The organism is Gelidibacter maritimus, assembly GCF_014062315.1.
Taxonomy (GTDB): Bacteria; Bacteroidota; Bacteroidia; order Flavobacteriales; family Flavobacteriaceae; genus Gelidibacter; species Gelidibacter maritimus.
Genome location: NZ_JACGLT010000014.1, coordinates 84694 through 105202, shown reverse-complemented (window position 1 = coordinate 105202; position 20509 = coordinate 84694). Strand labels below are relative to the sequence as shown.

The following is a 20509-nucleotide window of genomic DNA, read 5'->3' as shown; positions in this document are numbered from 1 at the left end:
TGTGAGGTCAAAAAAAAACTCTATGAGCAACAACAAATTTGAAACCGACGCTATCAGAACACAAATGGAGCGGTCAGAATATTTAGAACACTCCACACCCTTATATTTAACGTCGAGCTTCATTTTTGAAGATGCTGAGGATATGCGAGCATCTTTTGCGGAAGAAAAACAACGTAATATTTACAGCCGATTCACCAATCCGAATACTTCTGAGTTTATAGATAAAATGTGTAAACTGGAAGGTGCCGAAAGTGGGTACGCTTTCGCTACAGGAATGTCAGCCGTGTTTTCCACCTTTGCGGCTTTGTTGAATGCAGGAGATCATATTGTGTCGGCACGGAGCATCTTTGGTTCAACCAACACTTTATTCACAAAGTTTCTACCAAAGTGGAATATAGAAACCAGTTACTTCAAAGTAGATGAAGTTGACCAAATTGAAAGTCTTATTCAGCCAAACTCCAAGATTTTGTATTTGGAAAGTCCCACCAATCCGGCAGTGGATATTTTGGATTTGGAACTTTTGGGACAGATTGCCAAAAAGCACCATCTGATTTATATTATTGATAACTGTTTTGCGACGCCGTATTTACAAAATCCCATAAAATTTGGCGCTGATTTGGTAATCCATTCGGCTACAAAATTGATTGATGGACAGGGTCGAGTTCTTGGTGGTGCAACAGTGGGAAGAGCCGATTTAATTCGGGAAATCTATTTGTTTTCAAGAAATACCGGACCGGCATTGTCGCCATTTAACGCTTGGATTCTTTCTAAAAGTTTAGAAACATTAGGGGTTAGAGTTGATAGACACTGTGAGAATGCGCTCAAAGTTGCTGAGTTTTTAGAAGCGCACGATAAGGTGGCTTTGGTGAAATATCCTTTTTTGAAATCTCATCCCCAATATGAATTGGCCAAAAAACAGATGAAGCAAGGAGGAAATGTTGTTGCTTTTGAGGTTAAGGGAGGTATTGAAGCTGGACGTCAATTTTTGAATCATTTAAAAATGCTATCGTTATCTGCCAATTTAGGCGATACACGTTCCATTGCGACGCATCCGGCAAGTACAACCCATAGCAAGTTGAGCGAATCGGAGCGGCTCGAAACCGGAATTTCTGACGGATTGGTGCGTATTTCAGTGGGATTGGAACATTTTGATGATATTATTGCAGATTTGAAACAAGCCCTGGAATATATATAAAAAAAGTATCTTTACCGGATGCTTTCAAAAAAGACGAAATACGGAATTAAGGCGCTGACTTATTTGGCGAGACAAGAACAAAATGTTCCTGTGTCCATTGCAACCATTTCCGAAATGGAAAATATTTCACTTAAGTTTTTAGAAAGTATCTTGTTAACCCTTCGCAAAAGTGGACTGTTAGGATCCAAAAAAGGAAAAGGTGGTGGATATTATTTACTTAAAGATCCAAACGATATTAAAATGACCACGGTCATGAGAGTATTGGAAGGTCCCATTGCAATGGTGCCATGTGTAAGTTTAAATTACTACGAAAAGTGCGAGGATTGTCCAAACGAAGCAGAATGTGCGGTGCATCTTCTGATGATCCGAGTACGTGATAGTAATTTAAAAATTTACAGAGAAACGTCTTTAGCTGATTTGGCTAAATATTAGTTTCGCAAAAAAACCTGTTATTTTTATTGAATTTAGTGCGTACTGTTTTTAAATTAATCCTTAGGTTTGCATAATACCCTACTAAATCCATAGGATTAAATATAATCAATAAAATTTATTATTAATGGGAACAGTTTTAGAATCAAATATAGCACATAGCCCCAACCGAACTGCGGTCAATACTGACGCCGTACTTAAAGAAAACATCAAACGAACCCTTGTAAAAACTATTAGTTGGCGTGTTTTGGGTACCCTTGCCACGGTGGCTATCTCTTATGTCATCACCGGAACTTTAGCGTTGGCGTTTTCCATAGGTGGAATTGAGTTGGTTTCAAAAATGGCACTGTATTTTTTTCATGAACGTGCTTGGAATACTATAAAATGGGGAAAATAATGAAAACAAATTTAGAACAGATCAATAAGGATCTACGCAGAAAATCACCTTTAGAAATTATTTTGTGGGCTGTTTCGGTGGCTAATAATCCAGTAGTGACCACCAATTTCAGGCCTTATGAAGCGGCCATTCTACATGCCGTTGCCAAGGTAAAACGAGATATTAACGTGATATGGTGTGATACGGGTTATAATACCCCACAAACGTACAAACATGCTGAATCAGTGATAAATCAGCTCGGGCTGAATGTGCATTTGTACGTACCAAAACAAACCACTGCACATCGGGATATTGTATTGGGAGTTCCTCACATTGACGACCCTAATCATAAATTGTTTACGGATCAGGTAAAGTTGGAGCCTTTCAAAAGAGCCATGACTGAACATCAACCTGATGTCTGGTTTACAAATTTACGCAAAGGACAAACTGCTTTTAGGGACAGCATCGATATTGTTTCTCAAGGTGCTGATGGCATTTTAAAAGTAAGTCCTTTTTATTATTGGACAGATGAAGCACTTGATAAGTATCTCATCGATAACAATTTGCCAAACGAATTCAAATATTTTGATCCTACAAAGCAATTGGAAAATAGAGAATGTGGTTTGCATGCCTGAGAAAACTCAAGATTGCAGCTAAATCATACTCACAATAAAATTTCTCCCGAAAATCAATTCCCTTCTAATTCTGATAAATATTGAATATAGGGGAACAATCAGTATAATTATGAAGAAAGACACCTCAAAAATAAACCCTTTAGAAAACGAAGCCATCTACATTATTAGAGAGGTAGCCGCACAATTTGAAAAGCCTGTACTCTTGTTTTCTGGAGGAAAGGACTCTATCACTTTGGTGAGATTGGCACAAAAAGCCTTTTATCCTGCAAAAATTCCGTTTCCGTTAATGCATATTGATACTGGCCATAACTTTCCAGAAACTATTGAGTTTCGAGATCAACTGGTTAAAAAATTAGGTTTGGAATTGATTGTGCGAAAGGTGCAGGATTCTATTAATGAAGGAAAAGTAAAAGAAGAGTCTGGTCGATATGCCAGCAGAAATAGTCTACAAACCACTACGCTTTTAGATGCTATTGAAGAGTTCAAATTTGATGCTTGTATTGGCGGTGCCAGAAGAGATGAAGAAAAAGCAAGAGCCAAGGAACGCATCTTTTCTGTGCGGGACGATTTTGGTCAATGGGATGAAAAAAATCAGCGCCCCGAATTATTCGATATGCTCAATGGGCAAATTCAATTGGGACAAAATGTAAGGGTATTTCCAATTTCCAATTGGACCGAATTAGATGTTTGGTCCTATATCGAAAGAGAAAATATTGAAATCCCGTCCATTTATTTTGCACATACCAGAGCAACGTTTTTAAGAGACGGATTGATTTGGTCTTCTGATGACGACGTGGTATATAGAGACGAAAATGAGGTTGTTGAAGAGCGCCTCGTCCGGTTTAGAACCGTTGGTGATATGAGCTGTACTGCGGCCGTGCTTTCAGAAGCAGCCGATATTGCGTCTGTAGTTCAGGAAATCAGAGATTCCACCATATCAGAACGTGGCGCACGTATTGACGACAAACGCTCAGAAGCTGCGATGGAAAAACGGAAGCAACAGGGGTACTTTTAGTGTTAGGAATTAAGTACAAAGAATTAGGTACAAAGAATTATAAGTAAAACATAAGAGGTATAAAATAGGTAGCATCTTAATACTACCTACTTAATACTTAATACCAAACAAAAAATGGAAGTTTTAAAAATAGCAACAGCAGGAAGTGTAGATGATGGAAAAAGCACCTTAATTGGTAGAATTCTATACGATACAAAATCATTAACGAGTGATAAGCTCGACGCCATAAAAAAAACCAGTAAACAAAAAGGATATGATTATCTCGATTTTTCGTTGGCAACAGACGGTTTGGTAGCCGAAAGAGAACAAGGGATTACCATTGATGTTGCTCATATTTATTTCTCAACACAAACCAAGAGTTATATCATTGCGGACACCCCTGGTCATGTGGAATATACTCGAAATATGGTTACAGGTGCTTCTACTTCACAAGCGGCCATTATCTTGATTGATGCCCGAAAAGGGGTGATTGAACAGACCAATCGGCATTTTTTTATCAATAATTTATTGCGTGTAAAAGAGGTGATTGTAGCTATCAATAAAATGGACTTGGTCGATTTTTCCGAAGCTGTATATAACAAGATTAAGGAAGATTTTAAAGTCTTGATGGAAAAGCGCGACTACCAAGAACAAAATATCACTTTCATCCCAGTGAGTGCACTAAAAGGCGATAATGTTGTCCACAAATCAACAAACACGCCATGGTACCATGGACAAACATTATTGGAACATTTTGAGCAATTGGACACTAAAGATATCTATAATGTGGGCACGCCAAGATTTCCAGTACAGTACGTCATAAGACCAAAAACAGAAGAATTTCATGATTTTAGGGGTTATGCCGGTAAAGTATACGGTGGTGAATTAAGTATTGGTGATGAAGTGGTCGCCTTGCCATCGAAAACGAAGTCTAAAATAAAGGAGATTTTCGTGTATGACCAATTGTATCAAACCGCTTCGAGACGATCCTCAGTTACCATTACTTTGGAAGATGATATCAATGTGAGTCGTGGAGATATGTTGGTAAAAGCCGCTGACTTACCAACTGTTGACAAGCAATTCACAGCAACCATTTCTTGGATGGATTCTCAAAATTTAGTCGCTGGTAACAAATATGTGTTGCAACATGGAGTCAATAAGGTTTTGGCGAAAGTAGATGCCATTCATCATAAAATACATCCCGATTATTCTGGAATAGAAGAAAATATCCAAGCCTTGGCAATGAATGATATTGCATCCGTTACCTTTAAATTGAACAAGCCTATTTTTTTCGATCCGTTCAAAAACCATCGTACCAATGGCTCTTTCATTTTAATCGATTCTCAATCCAATAATACCGTTGGGGCAGGCTTTATTCAGTAAAAATGATCAAGCCTAAATTGAAATAAGATAGATTTGGTTAAGAAAGATTCCACTATAAACATTGATAAATTATAGATGCTTCCATTGATTATACCTGCAGATGGCGCTATTGAGAGATTTGGTAGTGTATTAATAAATAGACAGAAAATTATTGTCCAAGCTAATGTCCAGATAGCTGTTAATAATTGTTTAATTTTGATAATACACTAATGAATAATATGTAATATTGATCATATGAGTATACTTTCGAATCAATTAAATCAATTTCAGACTTATAATATTTGTTTAAAGGACCCTGTGGAAACCTTCACAAAGGCCTTGTTTTATATGCTGTTTGATGAAGATTATAGGACTCATAACTGTCAATTTGTAAAAGATACGTTTCTTAAGATTACAACCAAATTGAAATTGGAAGATGGTGAAGAGACATGGTCGAAATTTGAAAGTCAATTTGGAACTATTCGGGAGAAACTGGACATGGATGCCATTGCCATTGAGCAAAATGACCCTGCAGCCAAGAGTTTAACTGAAGTGTATTTGGCCTACCCAGGATTTCACGCCATAGCCATTTATAGATTGAGCCATGCGTTATACAAGCTAAATTACTTTGTTATTTCTAGAATGATGAGCGAACACGTACATGGTTTAACGGGCGTGGATATCCATCCCGGAGCAACTATCGGCGATTCCTTTTTCATTGATCACGGTACAGGAATTGTTATCGGTGAAACGTCTATCATTAAGAATAATGTTAAAATTTATCAAGGGGTGACTCTGGGTGGACTCCAAATCAAAAAGAGTCTATCGGAAACAAAACGTCACCCAACCATTGAAGACAATGTGACCATCTATGCCAACGCAACTGTTTTGGGAGATGATATCGTCATTGGAGCAAACAGTATAATTGGGGCGAATGTTTGGATTACCCAATCGGTCCCTGAAAACTCGTTAGTCACTTATCAAACAGAAATAAAAATTAGCACACGAAAAAAATGATTCAAAGTCAATCGATAATCGATCAAATTGGAAACACGCCACTGGTTGAAGTGAAGAACATTATTTCCAAAAAGGGCGTGCGTTTGTTTTTGAAATTGGAAGGAACAAATCCAGGAGGCAGCGTTAAGGATCGTGCTGCATTAAACATGATTTCAGAAGCTTTAAAACGTGGTGATGTTAAAAAGGGCGATACCTTGGTGGAAGCCACAAGTGGAAATACGGGAATTGCTTTAGCCTTCATAGCACGATTATTGGGTGTGAAAATGGTGTTGGTCATGCCTGAGAATTCTACCGAAGAGCGCATCAAAACCATGCGGGCGTATGGTGCAGAATTAATTCTGACTCCCGCAGATGATGGAATTGAGGGAGCCCGAGACGTCGCTGAAAAACTCGAAAAAGATAAGGGTTATTTTATGCTCAACCAATTTGGCAATGACGACAATTGGAAAGCCCATTACAAAACTACTGGCCCTGAAATTTGGAGAGACACCAAGGGTGAAGTGACACATTTTGTTTCCGCTATGGGAACCACCGGAACCATTATGGGCGTGTCAACATTTTTAAAAGGAAACAATAAAAACATCACTATTGTTGGTGCTCAACCTAAAGATGGTGCTAAAATTCCTGGCATCCGTAAATGGCCTGAAGCTTATTTGCCAAAAATTTTTGACCGTTCAAAAGTGGATGAGATCGTAGAAGTAAGCGAGGAAGATGCAAGAACAACAACCAACAGATTGGCTAAAGAAGAAGGTGTCTTTGCCGGAATGAGCAGTGGGGGCTCGGTTGCTGCGGCCTTAAAAATCGCTAAAAAAATGGATAAGGGAATTATCGTTGCAGTCATTTGTGATATTGGCGATCGGTATTTATCTTCAGATTTGTTCGAATAAAAGTTGGTGGACTATTATTTATCCCTTAAATTCGCCCTTAGTTCATACTATTATTAATTTGTTATCACGAAAGGCAGAGGGATTAGACCCTATGAAGCCTTAGCAACCCTTATGAATTCCTGCGAAGGCAGGAATCTAAGTTTAAGAAGGTGCTAAATTCTACTTTATTCTGAATTTGTTTCAGGATTAAGACAGATAACCAAAGTGTTTTTTATCCTCACTTTCCTGATGACATTCTTTATTTTATTAAGCAATGTCAGATATAAATCGAATTTTACAAGACCGTATTCTCATCCTAGATGGTGCCATGGGAACCATGTTGCAGCGCTACAACTTCTCTGAAGAAGATTTTCGTGGCGAGCGTTTCAAAGATTACCCAAGTTCTCTTAAAGGCAATAATGATTTATTGTCATTAACCCAACCACAGGCTATTGCTGAGGTGCATCGAAAATATTTTGAGGCAGGAGCAGATATCGTAGAGACCAACACGTTTTCTGGAACTACCATCGCTATGGCCGATTATAATATGGAGGATTTGGTTTACGAACTAAATTTCGAATCTGCTAAAATAGCCAAACAAGTTGCCGATGAATTTACCAAAGCAAATCCCGACAAACCACGATTTGTCGTGGGAAGCATTGGGCCGACCAATAAAACCGCAAGTTTATCACCAGATGTCAATCGGCCAGAGTTTAGAGCCATTACCTTTGACGAGCTACGAATTGCCTATAAACAGCAAGTGGAAGCTCTAATTGATGGTGGTGTTGATATGCTATTGGTAGAAACCATTTTCGACACCTTAAATGCCAAAGCCGCCTTGTTTGCCATTGATGAAGTTAAAGAAGAACGAAATCTTGATATTCCCATCATGGTTTCTGGTACTATTACCGATGCTTCGGGACGCACACTTTCTGGACAAACCGTAGAAGCTTTTTTATTGTCCATCTCACATATTCCATTATTAAGTGTCGGATTTAATTGCGCGCTCGGAGCCGATCAATTACAACCGTATTTACAACGATTATCCAACGAAACAGAGTTTTTTACTTCGGCGCACCCCAATGCTGGTCTGCCAAATGCTTTTGGCGAATACGAACAGACCCCTGATCAAATGAACGCTTTTATTGAAGAGTACCTCAAAGATGGATTGATCAATATTATAGGAGGATGTTGTGGATCCACACCGGAACATATTCAAAAAATAGCAGAAACCGCAAAAAATTATAAACCTCGAAGAATTCCTGCGGAGGCAGGAATCTCGTGAACAAAAGAAAAATCATGACAATTATAATTTGCGAAGATATTAAGCCACTCTTAGAGCAGTTAACTTTTAAGTTCAGCGCGTCTAAACCTTATGAATAAAATGAAAATGAGCAAAAAACATAAATATCTAACACTTTCAGGCCTCGAGCCATTAATCGTCACTCCTGAATGTAACTTTATAAACGTAGGTGAGCGTACCAACGTCACGGGATCACGTAAATTCTTACGTCTTATCAAAGACGAGAATTACAGTGAAGCCTTAGATGTGGCACGAGATCAAGTTGAAGGGGGTGCACAAATTATAGACGTCAATATGGATGAAGGCATGTTGGATGGCGTTTATGCGATGACCAAGTTCTTAAACCTGATTGCCTCTGAACCTGATATCTCAAGGTTGCCAATCATGATTGACAGTTCCAAATGGGAAATCATTGAAGCGGGCTTAAAAGTAGTGCAGGGAAAATCAGTAGTGAATTCAATAAGTTTAAAAGAAGGTGAGGAAACTTTTATTCACCAAGCTAAATTGGTAAAACGCTACGGAGCGGCCGTCATTGTCATGGCTTTTGATGAAGATGGACAAGCCGATACCTTAGAGCGGCGTATCGAAATTTGCAAACGCTCTTATGATATATTGGTGGACAAGGTCAATTTTCAGCCTCAGGATATAATTTTTGATCCCAATATTTTCCCTGTAGCTACAGGAATGGAGGAGCACCGCTTAAATGCCTTGGACTTTTTCAAGGCTACCAAATGGATTCGCGAAAATCTGCCTTACGCCAATGTTTCTGGTGGGGTGAGTAACGTTTCGTTTTCTTTTAGGGGTAATACCGTTGTTCGTGAGGCCATCAATTCGGCGTTTTTATACCACGCCATTCAGCACGGGATGAATATGGGCATCGTCAACCCGACCATGTTGGAGGTTTACGACGAAATTCCGAAAGATTTATTGGAGCACGTGGAAGATGTGTTGTTTGATAGACGTGATGATGCTACCGAGCGCTTATTGGATTTTGCCGAATCCGTACGGACAAGTCGCGACTTGTCCGTACGCGACTTGCCCATACAAGAATGGCGCAACGATCCATTGCAAGAGCGCATCACACATTCCTTGGTCAAAGGAATTGAAACTTTTATCATTGAAGATGTAGAGCAGGCGCGTCAAGAAACCTCAAAACCGATTGAAGTTATTGAAGGCCATTTAATGATTGGGATGGGCGTTGTTGGCGATTTGTTTGGTAGTGGGAAAATGTTTTTGCCCCAAGTGGTCAAATCGGCTCGAGTGATGAAAAAAGCGGTCGCCTATCTTCAACCTTTTATTGAGGCAGAAAAAGATGGAAAACAGGAGTTTGCAGGTCGGGTATTAATGGCCACAGTAAAAGGAGATGTGCATGACATCGGTAAAAATATCGTCAGTGTCGTTTTAGGTTGTAACAATTATGAGATCATCGATTTAGGGGTGATGGTGCCACCTGAAAAAATTATTGAAACGGCCATAAGGGAAAACGTCGATATTATTGGGTTGAGCGGACTCATTACACCGTCACTGGATGAAATGGTCTATGTCTCCAAAGAAATGGAAAAGAAAAACATTAACATCCCGTTAATGATTGGGGGTGCCACAACCTCCAGAGCACATGCAGCGGTTAAGATAGCTCCAAATTATGGACATACCACCGTGCATGTCAATGATGCTTCAAGGGCAGTGACTGTTGTAGGCAGTTTGCTCCAAAAAGACAATGGGGTGTATAAGGAACAGATACGTGAAGAATATGAGAAATTCCGTGAGCAGTTTTTGAAACGTGGCAAGCAAAAGAATTATGTCACAATTGAGGAAGCGCGAAATAGAAAATATAAAATCGATTGGGATACGACAGAAATTGTCAAGCCCAATCAGTTGGGCATTCAGATTATTGAAGATTTTGAATTGACCAAATTAGAAGATTATATAGATTGGAGTCCGTTTTTTAGAAGTTGGGATTTACACGGGAAATATCCTGACATCCTAACCGATGAGGTAGTTGGAGAACAAGCCACTGAGTTGTTTGCAGATGCAAAAGGATTGTTGAGAAAAGTGATAGACGGAAAACTGTTAAAAGCGAAAGCCATTTTTGGACTCTTCCCAGCCAATACCATAAATGATGATGATATCGAAATCTATGACGAAAATGGAAAAGCGAAAGTCACTTTCTTGACCCTTCGTCAGCAATTGGATAAACGCGAAGGCGTTCCAAATATCGCTTTGGCCGATTTTATAGCGCCAAAAGATTCAGGGAAAGAAGATTATATGGGCTGCTTCTGTGTTTCGACAGGTTTTGGAACAGCAGAATTAGCGAAGAAATTTGAAGAGGATTTGGACGATTATAATGCCATTATGATCAAAGCCATTGCAGATCGGCTGGCCGAAGCATTTGCTGAATATTTGCATAAGGAGGTACGAATTAATCATTGGGGTTACGATACCGACGAAAACTTATCTAATGAGGAATTGATCAAGGAAAGTTATAAAGGCATTCGCCCTGCCCCTGGTTATCCTGCCTGTCCTGACCATTTAGAGAAAAAAACCATTTGGAAATTACTACAGGTCAAAGAAAAAATTGGTGTAGAAATCACGGATAGTTTGGCGATGTGGCCTGCGGCAAGTGTTTCGGGATATTATTTCGCAAATAAAGAAGCCAAATACTTTGGATTGGGAAAAATAACTGAAGACCAATTGAAAGATTACGCCAAAAGAAGAGGCATCAGCAATGAAGAGGCTGAAAAATGGTTGAATCCTAATTTAGCGGATTAGAAAAAAAAGCTCTGTGTTTCTCCGTGAATCTCGGAGTATCTCTGTGAAATAACTATACTGCAGAGTTTCGCAGAGTTAACGCAAAGGAACACAGGAAAAAAAATAAATATTAATTGTAAATCATAGAATACATTCGTGTATTCGTAGCAAAAAAGGGATCCCATTTTCGTGGGGCGTTGACATGAAAGTAACAGAACATATAGCACAAGCCAACGGCAATACACAGTTTTCGTTTGAAATTTTACCACCATTAAAAGGGCAACATATCAAATCAATTTTTGATAATATTGATCCGCTAATGGAATTTAAACCGCCGTTTATTGATGTGACTTACCATCGAGAGGAATATATTTATAAAGAACAGGAAAACGGATTGCTTAAAAGACAAATCGTGAAGAAACGTCCAGGAACGGTGGGCATTTGTGCGGCCATTCAGAATAGGTATAAAGTGGATGCGATTCCGCATATTTTATGTGGTGGATTTACAAAAGAGGACACTGAGAATTTCCTGATCGACCTCGATTTTTTGGGTATTCAGAACGTGATGGCCTTAAGAGGTGATGCGGTGAAAACTGAAACCTATTTCACACCAGAAAAAGAAGGGCATGAGTACGCCAATGGTTTGGTGAAGCAGATTAATGCGCTGAACGATGGAGTTTATCTTGATGAGGAACTACAAAACACCTCAAAAACCAATTTTTGCATTGGTGTTGCGGCCTATCCGGAAAAACACATGGAATCCCCAAGTTTGGATAGTGATATCCATTTTTTAAAGAAGAAAATAAAAAGTGGCGCAGAATATGTTGTCACCCAAATGTTCTTCGACAATCAAAAATATTTTGAATTTGTTGAAAAGTGCCGAAAAGAAGGTATCACCATTCCGATCATTCCAGGACTAAAACCCATCGCCACCAAAAGACAATTGAACTTATTGCCGCATCGCTTTCATGTTGATCTGCCCGAAGCTTTGATTCTTGAGGTTATTAAATGCAAGGACAATTCAGAAGTGAAACAAGTAGGTATCGAGTGGTGCATCCAACAATCAAAGGAATTACAAAAAGCAGGTATTCCTGTATTACATTACTATTCTATGGGGAAAAGTGACAATATTCAAACCATTGCGTCACAAGTTTTTTGAGTTTAAAGTATGATTCAAGACGTTAGTGTAAAAAGATAGATTCCTACAAGCCTCGCGGTTTTGATTATTCTTTTAAATTTGCGGTATAACTCAAGTGAATGAAGTATTTTCTAATTGGTGTTTTTTGTTTAACGAGTTCATGTCTGTTTGCCCAACAGGATCCTGGTCTGTTTACCTTAGATGCCAATTATTTCTATGGAACCATTCTGGAGCACAATCCTGATATAGCCCATCTCATCACTGATCATCCAACAGGTCTGATTTTAAGTTTTAACAAAAAAACATACGGATTCAAACCTTGGGAAAGTCGTTACAATTACCCGGATTGGGGATTTTCTTTCATCTATCAGGATATGAAAAACCAATATTTAGGTGAAAATTACGGTTTATATGCCCATTATAATTTCTATTTTTTAAAACGGAATCTAAATTTCAGAATTGGGCAGGGTATCGCTTATACCACCAATCCATACGATAAGGAATCCAATTTTACAAACGGGGCCTATGGTTCTGATTTGCTGAGCACCACCTATCTCATGCTCAATTATAAAAAAGAAAATGTTTACAAAGGTTTGGGTTTCCAGGCAGGAATTTCTCTAATCCATTATTCCAATGCGAATGTTAGGGCTCCAAACAATTCCACAAATACTTTTGTTTTTAATGTGGGTGCCAATTATTTGTTGGATTATGAGAAAGAACCCAACTATCAGCCGTCAACTGAATCGAAAAAATTCACAGAAAAGGTCAAATATAATTTCGCCTTTAGGGCGGGTGTCAATGAAAGCGATATCATCGGTACCGGGCAATTTCCATTTTATAACGTATCGTTCTATGCTGATAAACGCATCAACAGAAAAAGTGCATTTCAGGTAGGAACGGATATGTTTTTTGCCGAATTTCTAAAGGAATTGATCTATTTCTACTCGGTTGCCTATCCAGAACGCAATGTGGACGCTGATACAGATTACAAACGTGTAGGCGTTTTTGTGGGGCATGAATTGTTTATTAATAAACTATCCGTAATTGCTCAATTGGGCTATTATGTGTATTATCCTTTCGATTTTGAAGGCCGAGTTTATAACAGAATAGGTTTAAAACGCTATTTTGGAGATCAGTTTTTCGGAGCGATTACCTTAAAAGCACATGGTGCGAAGGCAGAAGCGGTTGAATTTGGCGTGGGAATAAGGTTGTAAGAAGTTGGAAGTGGGAAGGACGATGCACGAAGCCATCGATTAACGATTGAAGAATGGTGATTTTTGATTGGCGATTTGGGAAATAGGTATTAAGGATTAGAGAGGTGCGTAGTTTATTTAATGATTATCGTTTGAAGAATGTTGATTTTTAAATGTCATAACTGATAAAGTAACACATGACACATGAGGTTGGAATCACAAGCATGAAGCCCGAAGAAATAAAGTATAATCCATAACTATTATTCGGAAATAATTAGAATGAAAAAATATATCTACATCCTATTTGCAATAGTCTTGCTGTCATGCAACGCCAAGGTGATGCCTGACTGTTTGCAGAATGCTGGCCCCATTATTCAGATGGAGATTCCTGTGGCCGCCTTTAGTAAGATTGTTGTTTTTGAGCGGGTGCAACTCATCCTTAAGGAAGCACCAGAGCATAAAGTCGTCGTCGAGACCGGTGAGTATTTGAGGGATGATATTGAAGTGAAAATAGAAGATGATACATTGCTGTTAAAAGATCACAACGCCTGCAATATCACAAGAGACTATGGCATTACCAAAATTTACGTTAGTGCGCCCAATATTACCAATCTAAGATCGAGTACAGGGTTACCCATTTTGAGTGATGGCGCATTAAATTACCCCAATTTAACTTTGATTTCTGAGGATTTTGGAGCAGAAGGTCTATATCATACTGTTGGAGATTTTCAGTTGGAGGTCAATTGTACCAACCTGACCATAGTGACCAATAACTTATCTCATCTGTTTTTAAACGGGACGGTTGAAAATCTAGTCGTCGGGTTTTATTCAGGTGATTCTCGATTTGAAGGCCGAAATTTAATCGCCCAAAATGTCAGAATCTATCATCGCAGTAGTAATGACATAATCATTAATCCGCAGGCATCATTAACAGGCGAAATAAGAAGTACAGGTAATGTTATTGTGGTCAATGAACCACCGGTTATAGATGTTGAAACTTATTATAAAGGGCGTTTGATTATTGAATAAAACATTATTCTAACGTCAACTCTCTAAAAAGGCTTTCAAGATTTTTATTCTTTTGATTCAGTTGTAGAATCTTTAAACCGTTGTCATGCGCAAAGTCAAACACCATCGGACGCATATCTTCTTTGGTGGAAAAGGTCAATTCATAGATGAAATCGTGCGTATTTTTAACGTTTTGTATGTGTTTTAATCGATTTATCAAAACATCCTCAACACGATAATCAAATTCTACTTCAATAATTTGTTCTTGATTGGCTTTTAAATCCGAAAGCTTTTTGTCGGCAACAATTTCGCCTTTATTGATAATGATCACCCGGTCACAGATGGCTTCCACTTCTTGCATGATATGCGTAGATAAAAACACAGTCTTTTCTTTTCCTAACGATTTGATCAGATGTCTGATTTCTACCAACTGATTGGGGTCCAAACCTGTAGTTGGCTCGTCCAAAATCAACACCTCCGGATCGTGTAATAAAGCATTGGCCAATCCGACGCGTTGCCTATAGCCTTTTGAAAGTTGTCCGATTTTTTTATGAGCTTCCGGAGTTAGTCCAGTAAGTTCAATAACTTCTTGAATTCGCGACTTCGACACTTTGTAAACATCCGCGTTGAATGCCAAATACTCTTTGACGTACATGTCCAAATAAAGCGGATTGTGCTCCGGTAAATATCCAACACACTTTTGAACCTCTCGGGTCTGGGTCTGAACGTCAAAATTATTGACTTTGGCATCGCCTTCAGACGCATTGATATAGGTGGTCAGGATTTTCATCATTGTAGATTTTCCAGCCCCATTGGGACCTAAAAATCCTACAATTTCGCCTTTATTCACTTTAAGGGAAATGTTGTTGAGTGCTTTTTGATCGGCGTATAGTTTGCTAATATTATTGACTTCAATGGACATCTTAAAAATAATTTGCTCAAAAATAAGCATTTTAGATATGTATTGATTTAACGAAATCGTTGTATTGTAAAAAGAATTGGAAAAACATTTTGTTTATAAAATTTATTCTATACATTAGCGAAATCAAATAATGCAAACAGCTAATTACACATATCAAAACTGGTTTTATTTCTTTTTTAGCAAAAGGGACGAGACTTCGTATGTGTAATTTATGAACAATAAATTTAATATAAAGGTCTCGATGAAAATCGGGACTTTTTTTTTAAAAATAATCTGAAAAGTCCGCATAAATGACAAAATCAGTAAATTAATTTGATTTAAACATGATAAAATCTGTTGCCATACAAGGAATTAAAGGGTCATTTCATCATATTGTTGCTTTACAATATTTTGACAGTTCATTACAACATATTGATGAGTGCATGACCTTTGATGGCGCAGTGCAGAGTGTTTTGACCAAAAAGACCGATGCGGTTATTATGGCTATTGAAAATTCAATTGCTGGTTCCATCATTCCTAATTATGCGTTAATTGACGATAATCAACTGCATATTATTGGCGAACACTATTTGGATATTCAACATCATTTATTGGCATTGCCAGGACAGCAAATTGAAGATATCCATGAGGTATATTCGCACCCGATGGCTTTGTTGCAGTGCAAGCAGTTTTTCAAAAAACATCCCCATATCAAATTGGTGGAAGATAAAGATACGGCAGAGGTTGCGCAGAGAATTCAGCAAAAACAACTTAAAAATGTAGGGGCAATTGCCAGTCAATTGGCGGCAGAGTTGTTTGAGCTGCAGATCGTTTCAGAAAGTATTCAAACTATTAAACAGAACGAAACGCGATTTGTAATTGCAGTAACATCACAATCTGAGGCTCAGGAAGTTCAAATCAACAAAGCGTCTTTGAAGTTTGACGTAGAACATAAACGCGGCAGTTTAGCTTCCATCCTAAATGTGATGAGCGATTGCAGAATGAGCCTCACCAAAATACAATCCTTACCAATAATTGAAACCCCTTGGAAATACGCCTTTTTTGTGGACATCACATTTGATGCGTATGAGGATTACCAAAAGGCGAAATCAATAATGGAAATAATGGCGCAAAACTTTAAGGTTTTGGGCGAATATAAAAATGCACAACGATGATCACTTTTGCAGATAGATTAAACACTGTTGAAGAATATTACTTTTCTAAAAAATTGAGAGAAGTGAATTTACTTAAGTCCCAGGGTAAACCTATTATCAATTTAGGGATTGGGAGTCCGGATTTGGAACCGCCAAGCCGCGTTATCGATGCTATTAATGAGAGCATCAACAATGCTGTGGCCCATAAATATCAAAGTTATCAAGGTTTGCCAGAATTGCGGGAAGCTATGGTAGGTTTTTATAAGGAACATTATGGTGTTTCTTTAAGTCCGCTGACCGAGGTATTGCCCTTAATGGGTAGTAAGGAAGGGATTATGCACATCTCCATGGCCTTTTTGAATGAGGGCGATGAGGTTTTAATTCCGAATCCCGGATATCCAACCTACGCATCTGTGACTAAATTAGTAGGAGCAAAACCTGTTTATTATGATTTGGTGGCTGACAATGATTGGTGTCCTGATTTATTAGCGTTAGAACAAAGTGATTTGTCCAAAGTAAAAATGATGTGGATTAATTACCCGCACATGCCAACCGGAGCAACGGCAAGCAATAAGGTTTTCGAGAATATTATAACTTTTGCCAAACGGAATAATATTTTGGTAATCAACGATAATCCATACAGTTTTGTTCTGAATGATTATCCTCGGAGCATCTTAAAATATAAAGGAGCCAAAGAGGTGTGTTTGGAGCTTAATTCGCTGAGTAAAACATTCAACATGGCAGGATGGCGCGTTGGGATGGTACTAGGAAAAACAGAATACATCAATGCCATTTTAAAAGTAAAAAGTAACATGGATTCTGGTATGTTTTATGGCATTCAAAAAGGCGCCATTGAGGCTTTGAAATGTTCAAAAATGTGGTTTATCAGTTTGAATAGCGTTTATGAAGAGCGTCGCCAAAAAGTTTGGGAATTAGCCACCGCATTGAACTGTACGTACGATAAAAGTGCAACCGGGCTCTTTGTCTGGGCAAAGTTGCCAGAAGATATTAAAGCTGAAGCATATATTGATCTCATCCTGAAAGAACATTCTATTTTTATAGCACCTGGGACCATCTTTGGAAGCAACGGCGAAGGCTATATACGCTTTTCACTATGTGCGCCCCTTGAAGAGTTGCAGGAGGCGATTGGACGGGTAAAACTGGGAGTTGGCGTTAGGTAATCCGGACTCCGTACGAACTGCGGCCAAGCAGGCAGTGTAAGCATAGTGTTGCAGTTTGTAACAAAAAGTGAATTAATTACAAAATTATAATAGGATCACAACTTCGAAGCAGTGCGGTTCTTGTAGTAAATAAAGTCCTAAGAGACACAGTAGTCATGAAAAATATATACATCATAGGGGTGGGGTTGATAGGCGGAAGTTTGGCCCTTGATATTAAAAAACACGATCATAAAGTAAAGGTTTTCGGGATCGATCATAATGAAAGTCATTTGGAAGAAGCTATTCAATTGAATGTTATTGATGCCAAAGCCACTTATGACGATTTAAGGAATGCCGATGTGGTCATCATGTCCATTCCTGTAGATGCTGCGGTCCATGAGGTCATTAAAGTATTGGATGTGGTTTCAGATCACACCTTAGTGATGGATGTAGGTTCTACAAAAGTAGAAATTTGTAAAGCCATCAGCGATCATCCTAAACGTCGTAATTTTTTGGCCACACATCCTATTGCAGGAACAGAGTTTTCTGGACCAAAAGCTGCTATTTCGGGATTGTATCAAAATAAGACCAACATTATATGTGAGGTTGAGAAAACGGCATTCAAGCTTCAGGAAAGAGCACTGAATTTGTTTTTAGATTTAGGCATGCGCATCCGATATATGAATCCAGAAGCGCACGATAAACATATTGCCTACGTGTCACACCTATCGCACATTAGCTCGTTTATGTTGGGTAAAACCGTGATTGATAAAGAGCGAAACGAACGCGATATTTTTGATATGGCAGGGAGTGGGTTCGCATCAACCGTCCGATTGGCAAAAAGCTCTCCAGACATGTGGACCCCAATTTTTAAGCAGAACAAAGCCAATGTTCTCGAAACCTTAGATGAATACATCATCAATCTCCAAAAATTTAGGGAGTTTATGCATGATGATGATTTCGACGCCATTTATTCAGAAATGAAAAACACGAATCATATAAAAGAAATTTTGAACGGCATACAATAGTATTAAATAAATAACAATCAAAACGGCAAATTCCAATACTATCAGATTCATAGAGAACCTTGGAATTTGCGTACCTGTCGGCAGGCAGGTGAATATTAAACTTGGAAATTAATAAGTATTATGGAAAACAAGAAAGAATTAAGAACATGGTTAGATGATTTAAAATTAGATCATCCATTGGTCATTGGAGGGCCATGCAGTGCTGAAACAGAAGAACAAGTTTTGGGCATTGCCCACGAATTGAAAGATACGGATGTGAGCTATTTTAGGGCTGGAATTTGGAAACCACGTACACGACCTGGAATGTTTGAGGGTGTGGGAGCATTGGGATTAAAATGGCTGCAAAAAGTTAAAGAAGAAACTGGTCTTAAAACCGCGACTGAGGTGGCCAACAGAGCACATGTTGAACTGGCCTTGGAGCATGATATCGATTTATTATGGATTGGTGCGCGTTCTACCGTGAGTCCATTTATTGTTCAAGAAATTGCGGACGCATTAAAAGGAACAGATAAGATTGTATTGGTGAAAAACCCGGTTAATCCTGACTTACCACTTTGGTTGGGTGCTATTGAGCGTTTGGCATCTGCGGACATCAAAAAGCTTGGTGCTATCCATAGAGGGTTTTCGACTTATGAAAAAACAAAATATAGAAATAACCCAGAATGGCAATTGGCCATTGAATTGCAAACCAAGTTTCCTGATTTACCGTTGATCAACGATCCATCGCACATTACAGGAAAACGCGATATGATTTTTGATGTGTCACAAACGGCCTTAGATCTGAATTTTGACGGTCTTATGATTGAAACTCATACAAGTCCAGATGCTGCTTGGAGTGATGCAGCGCAACAAGTAACACCAGAAACATTGATTCAAATCATGAGAGATTTGCGAATCAGAAAAGAATCTGATCCAGAAAAAGAATTCAATACCGAATTGAGTAATTTGAGAGCGCAGATTGATGTGGTGGATAATCAGCTTATTGAAATGTTGGGCAAGCGCATGAAGTTTTCTGATGGCATCGGCGCACTTAAAAAGCAAAAAAACGTTGCGGTGCTACAGAGCAAACGCTGGAATGAAATTTTGGGCAATATGGTCTTGGAAGGTGAGCAGAATGGATTGAGCGAAGAATTTATTCTTAAAATGTTCAAGGCTATTCACCAGGAATCTATTAACCATCAGGAAAAGATTATTAATTCTTAATTAATAATTCATAATTAAAAAGGAGGCCGCTTTAATGATAAGACAGCCTCCTTTTTTATTTATGGTTCGGAAGGATTTTAAGATACACGTTGACATGTAAAACCTAAAGCTTTCGATTGTTAACTTTTGGTATAACTCAATCTTCGCGAAGCTTTTCTCATAAGAACATTTATTAAATCCTCTGAGCTACTTCCCAAGCCTCCTTTTACTTTTTTGTTATAATTCCATAATAATGTACCGTTTTCAGCATTATGAACACTCATATTTATTAGAGCACTGTTTGTGGCGCCACCAAAGCCCACGAGTAGACCTAGTGCGAGCGACGCGCCCTCTGACATAGGTTTGTTAGTTTCAAAATCGCCAGAAATAACGGAGTCAACCCCAAGAATTTGAGCAAGTTCTTGTGGCGTATAGTCCAATAAGTTGTCATAATTGATGTCTTTTTTATTTAATATTGCAGTAGTAGTTCGGACGTCTTGAATGTCTACGGTCTGCATGTCACCTCTTTTTTTCCGTTTCAAGAACCAAGAATATAAGGCAGTTTGAATACCTTCACCTTCAGCTTTTTCCAGACGGTTTAATTGTTCACTCGTCATATCTTTCATTTGCTTAGGTCTTAATTTGACCTTAGTTTTAAATGGAACTATAGCTATAATTCGATGAGATTTAGAAATTTTGTCAAACTCGGGATTTTCATAGAGATTAGTCTGGGCATTGACATTAATGAGAAATGCGAATAATAAAATTGGAATGAGTAAATTTTTCATAATAAGTAGGTTGGTTAAAAATTAAGTAGCTA

At 38.4% G+C, this 20509-nt stretch carries 19 protein-coding genes and 1 riboswitch; of the genes, 17 read left to right on the top strand and 2 right to left on the bottom strand.

Going from position 1 to position 20509, the window contains the following annotated elements:
• Positions 1-22: 22 nt before the first annotated feature.
• The 13 genes from H3Z82_RS15510 (at position 23) to H3Z82_RS15450 (ending at position 14285) form a co-directional block, all read left to right on the top strand.
• A complete protein-coding gene (locus H3Z82_RS15510) occupies positions 23-1195 on the top strand; it encodes a trans-sulfuration enzyme family protein (protein ID WP_182206407.1) in 1173 nt (390 codons plus the stop codon).
• An 18-nt stretch (positions 1196-1213) separates the two neighbouring features.
• Positions 1214-1627 carry an RrF2 family transcriptional regulator gene (locus tag H3Z82_RS15505; RefSeq protein ID WP_182206406.1) on the top strand — a complete coding sequence of 138 codons (414 nt, stop codon included), beginning with the start codon at positions 1214-1216 and terminating at the stop codon, positions 1625-1627.
• A 124-nt stretch (positions 1628-1751) separates the two neighbouring features.
• Positions 1752-2021, top strand: a complete 270-nt coding sequence (locus H3Z82_RS15500) for a DUF2061 domain-containing protein (RefSeq protein ID WP_182206405.1) — start codon at positions 1752-1754, stop codon at positions 2019-2021.
• Positions 2021-2635: a phosphoadenosine phosphosulfate reductase domain-containing protein gene (locus H3Z82_RS15495; RefSeq protein ID WP_182206404.1), complete on the top strand. Its 615-nt coding sequence runs from the start codon at positions 2021-2023 to the stop codon at positions 2633-2635. The genes H3Z82_RS15500 and H3Z82_RS15495 overlap by 1 nt, the downstream gene beginning before the upstream one ends.
• Before the next feature lie 109 nt (positions 2636-2744).
• The gene (gene cysD / locus H3Z82_RS15490) at positions 2745-3650 is read left to right on the top strand and encodes a sulfate adenylyltransferase subunit CysD (protein ID WP_182206403.1); all 906 of its coding nucleotides are present in this window, start codon (positions 2745-2747) and stop codon (positions 3648-3650) included.
• Between the two features lie 114 nt (positions 3651-3764).
• On the top strand, positions 3765-5012 hold the full coding sequence (locus tag H3Z82_RS15485) for a sulfate adenylyltransferase subunit 1 (RefSeq protein ID WP_182206402.1): 1248 nt from the start codon (positions 3765-3767) through the stop codon (positions 5010-5012).
• Between the two features lie 234 nt (positions 5013-5246).
• Positions 5247-6008 (top strand): serine O-acetyltransferase EpsC, encoded by a 762-nt coding sequence (epsC, locus tag H3Z82_RS15480; RefSeq protein WP_182206401.1) that lies wholly within the window; start codon positions 5247-5249, stop codon positions 6006-6008.
• Complete coding sequence (gene cysM, locus H3Z82_RS15475) at positions 6005-6895, top strand: cysteine synthase CysM (protein ID WP_220459198.1); 891 nt, start codon at positions 6005-6007, stop codon at positions 6893-6895. The genes epsC and cysM overlap by 4 nt, the downstream gene beginning before the upstream one ends.
• A 58-nt stretch (positions 6896-6953) precedes the next feature.
• Positions 6954-7097: riboswitch (SAM riboswitch) on the top strand.
• Between the two features lie 51 nt (positions 7098-7148).
• Positions 7149-8159 (top strand): homocysteine S-methyltransferase family protein, encoded by a 1011-nt coding sequence (locus H3Z82_RS15470; protein ID WP_182206400.1) that lies wholly within the window; start codon positions 7149-7151, stop codon positions 8157-8159.
• A gap of 105 nt (positions 8160-8264) precedes the next feature.
• On the top strand, positions 8265-10946 hold the full coding sequence (gene metH / locus H3Z82_RS15465) for a methionine synthase (protein WP_235982465.1): 2682 nt from the start codon (positions 8265-8267) through the stop codon (positions 10944-10946).
• A 181-nt stretch (positions 10947-11127) separates the two neighbouring features.
• A complete protein-coding gene (gene metF / locus H3Z82_RS15460; RefSeq protein ID WP_182206399.1) occupies positions 11128-12084 on the top strand; it encodes a methylenetetrahydrofolate reductase [NAD(P)H] in 957 nt (318 codons plus the stop codon).
• 98 nt (positions 12085-12182) lie between these two features.
• Entirely contained in the window at positions 12183-13277 is a 1095-nt protein-coding gene (locus H3Z82_RS15455; RefSeq protein ID WP_182206398.1) for an acyloxyacyl hydrolase, read from the top strand.
• Positions 13278-13535: 258 nt separating this feature from the next.
• Complete coding sequence (locus H3Z82_RS15450; RefSeq protein ID WP_182206397.1) at positions 13536-14285, top strand: head GIN domain-containing protein; 750 nt, start codon at positions 13536-13538, stop codon at positions 14283-14285.
• Between the two features lie 4 nt (positions 14286-14289).
• On the opposite strand, the gene gldA is transcribed toward H3Z82_RS15450, so the two are convergent.
• Complete coding sequence (gene gldA, locus H3Z82_RS15445; RefSeq protein WP_182206418.1) at positions 14290-15186, bottom strand: gliding motility-associated ABC transporter ATP-binding subunit GldA; 897 nt, start codon at positions 15184-15186, stop codon at positions 14290-14292.
• Between the two features lie 323 nt (positions 15187-15509).
• On the opposite strand from gldA, the gene H3Z82_RS15440 reads away from it, so the two are divergent.
• The 4 genes from H3Z82_RS15440 (at position 15510) to H3Z82_RS15425 (ending at position 19710) form a co-directional block, all read left to right on the top strand.
• On the top strand, positions 15510-16340 hold the full coding sequence (locus H3Z82_RS15440; protein WP_182206396.1) for a prephenate dehydratase: 831 nt from the start codon (positions 15510-15512) through the stop codon (positions 16338-16340).
• On the top strand, positions 16337-17500 hold the full coding sequence (locus tag H3Z82_RS15435) for a pyridoxal phosphate-dependent aminotransferase (RefSeq protein WP_182206395.1): 1164 nt from the start codon (positions 16337-16339) through the stop codon (positions 17498-17500). The genes H3Z82_RS15440 and H3Z82_RS15435 overlap by 4 nt, the downstream gene beginning before the upstream one ends.
• A 155-nt stretch (positions 17501-17655) precedes the next feature.
• Positions 17656-18507, top strand: a complete 852-nt coding sequence (locus tag H3Z82_RS15430) for a prephenate dehydrogenase (protein WP_182206394.1) — start codon at positions 17656-17658, stop codon at positions 18505-18507.
• Between the two features lie 120 nt (positions 18508-18627).
• Positions 18628-19710, top strand: a complete 1083-nt coding sequence (locus H3Z82_RS15425) for a bifunctional 3-deoxy-7-phosphoheptulonate synthase/chorismate mutase type II (protein ID WP_182206393.1) — start codon at positions 18628-18630, stop codon at positions 19708-19710.
• A gap of 119 nt (positions 19711-19829) precedes the next feature.
• Here the strand turns inward: H3Z82_RS15425 and H3Z82_RS15420 are convergent, their stop codons facing one another.
• The gene (locus H3Z82_RS15420; protein ID WP_182206392.1) at positions 19830-20477 is read right to left on the bottom strand and encodes a hypothetical protein; all 648 of its coding nucleotides are present in this window, start codon (positions 20475-20477) and stop codon (positions 19830-19832) included.
• Between the last annotated feature and the right edge of the window lie 32 nt (positions 20478-20509).

Bases quoted from the DNA above. Each gene is read 5' to 3' on its own strand.
- metF (WP_182206399.1), top strand. From the start codon at position 11,128: ATGAAAGTAACAGAACATATAGCACAAGCCAACGGCAATACACAGTTT.
- H3Z82_RS15450 (WP_182206397.1), top strand. From the start codon at position 13,536: ATGAAAAAATATATCTACATCCTATTTGCAATAGTCTTGCTGTCATGC.
- H3Z82_RS15470 (WP_182206400.1), top strand. From the start codon at position 7,149: ATGTCAGATATAAATCGAATTTTACAAGACCGTATTCTCATCCTAGAT.
- H3Z82_RS15455 (WP_182206398.1), top strand. From the start codon at position 12,183: ATGAAGTATTTTCTAATTGGTGTTTTTTGTTTAACGAGTTCATGTCTG.
- metH (WP_235982465.1), top strand. From the start codon at position 8,265: ATGAGCAAAAAACATAAATATCTAACACTTTCAGGCCTCGAGCCATTA.
- H3Z82_RS15495 (WP_182206404.1), top strand. From the start codon at position 2,021: ATGAAAACAAATTTAGAACAGATCAATAAGGATCTACGCAGAAAATCA.
- H3Z82_RS15505 (WP_182206406.1), top strand. From the start codon at position 1,214: ATGCTTTCAAAAAAGACGAAATACGGAATTAAGGCGCTGACTTATTTG.
- H3Z82_RS15485 (WP_182206402.1), top strand. From the start codon at position 3,765: ATGGAAGTTTTAAAAATAGCAACAGCAGGAAGTGTAGATGATGGAAAA.
- H3Z82_RS15420 (WP_182206392.1), bottom strand. From the start codon at position 20,477: ATGAAAAATTTACTCATTCCAATTTTATTATTCGCATTTCTCATTAAT.
- H3Z82_RS15430 (WP_182206394.1), top strand. From the start codon at position 17,656: ATGAAAAATATATACATCATAGGGGTGGGGTTGATAGGCGGAAGTTTG.
- H3Z82_RS15435 (WP_182206395.1), top strand. From the start codon at position 16,337: ATGATCACTTTTGCAGATAGATTAAACACTGTTGAAGAATATTACTTT.
- H3Z82_RS15440 (WP_182206396.1), top strand. From the start codon at position 15,510: ATGATAAAATCTGTTGCCATACAAGGAATTAAAGGGTCATTTCATCAT.
- H3Z82_RS15500 (WP_182206405.1), top strand. From the start codon at position 1,752: ATGGGAACAGTTTTAGAATCAAATATAGCACATAGCCCCAACCGAACT.
- cysM (WP_220459198.1), top strand. From the start codon at position 6,005: ATGATTCAAAGTCAATCGATAATCGATCAAATTGGAAACACGCCACTG.
- H3Z82_RS15510 (WP_182206407.1), top strand. From the start codon at position 23: ATGAGCAACAACAAATTTGAAACCGACGCTATCAGAACACAAATGGAG.
- epsC (WP_182206401.1), top strand. From the start codon at position 5,247: ATGAGTATACTTTCGAATCAATTAAATCAATTTCAGACTTATAATATT.
- H3Z82_RS15425 (WP_182206393.1), top strand. From the start codon at position 18,628: ATGGAAAACAAGAAAGAATTAAGAACATGGTTAGATGATTTAAAATTA.
- gldA (WP_182206418.1), bottom strand. From the start codon at position 15,186: ATGTCCATTGAAGTCAATAATATTAGCAAACTATACGCCGATCAAAAA.
- cysD (WP_182206403.1), top strand. From the start codon at position 2,745: ATGAAGAAAGACACCTCAAAAATAAACCCTTTAGAAAACGAAGCCATC.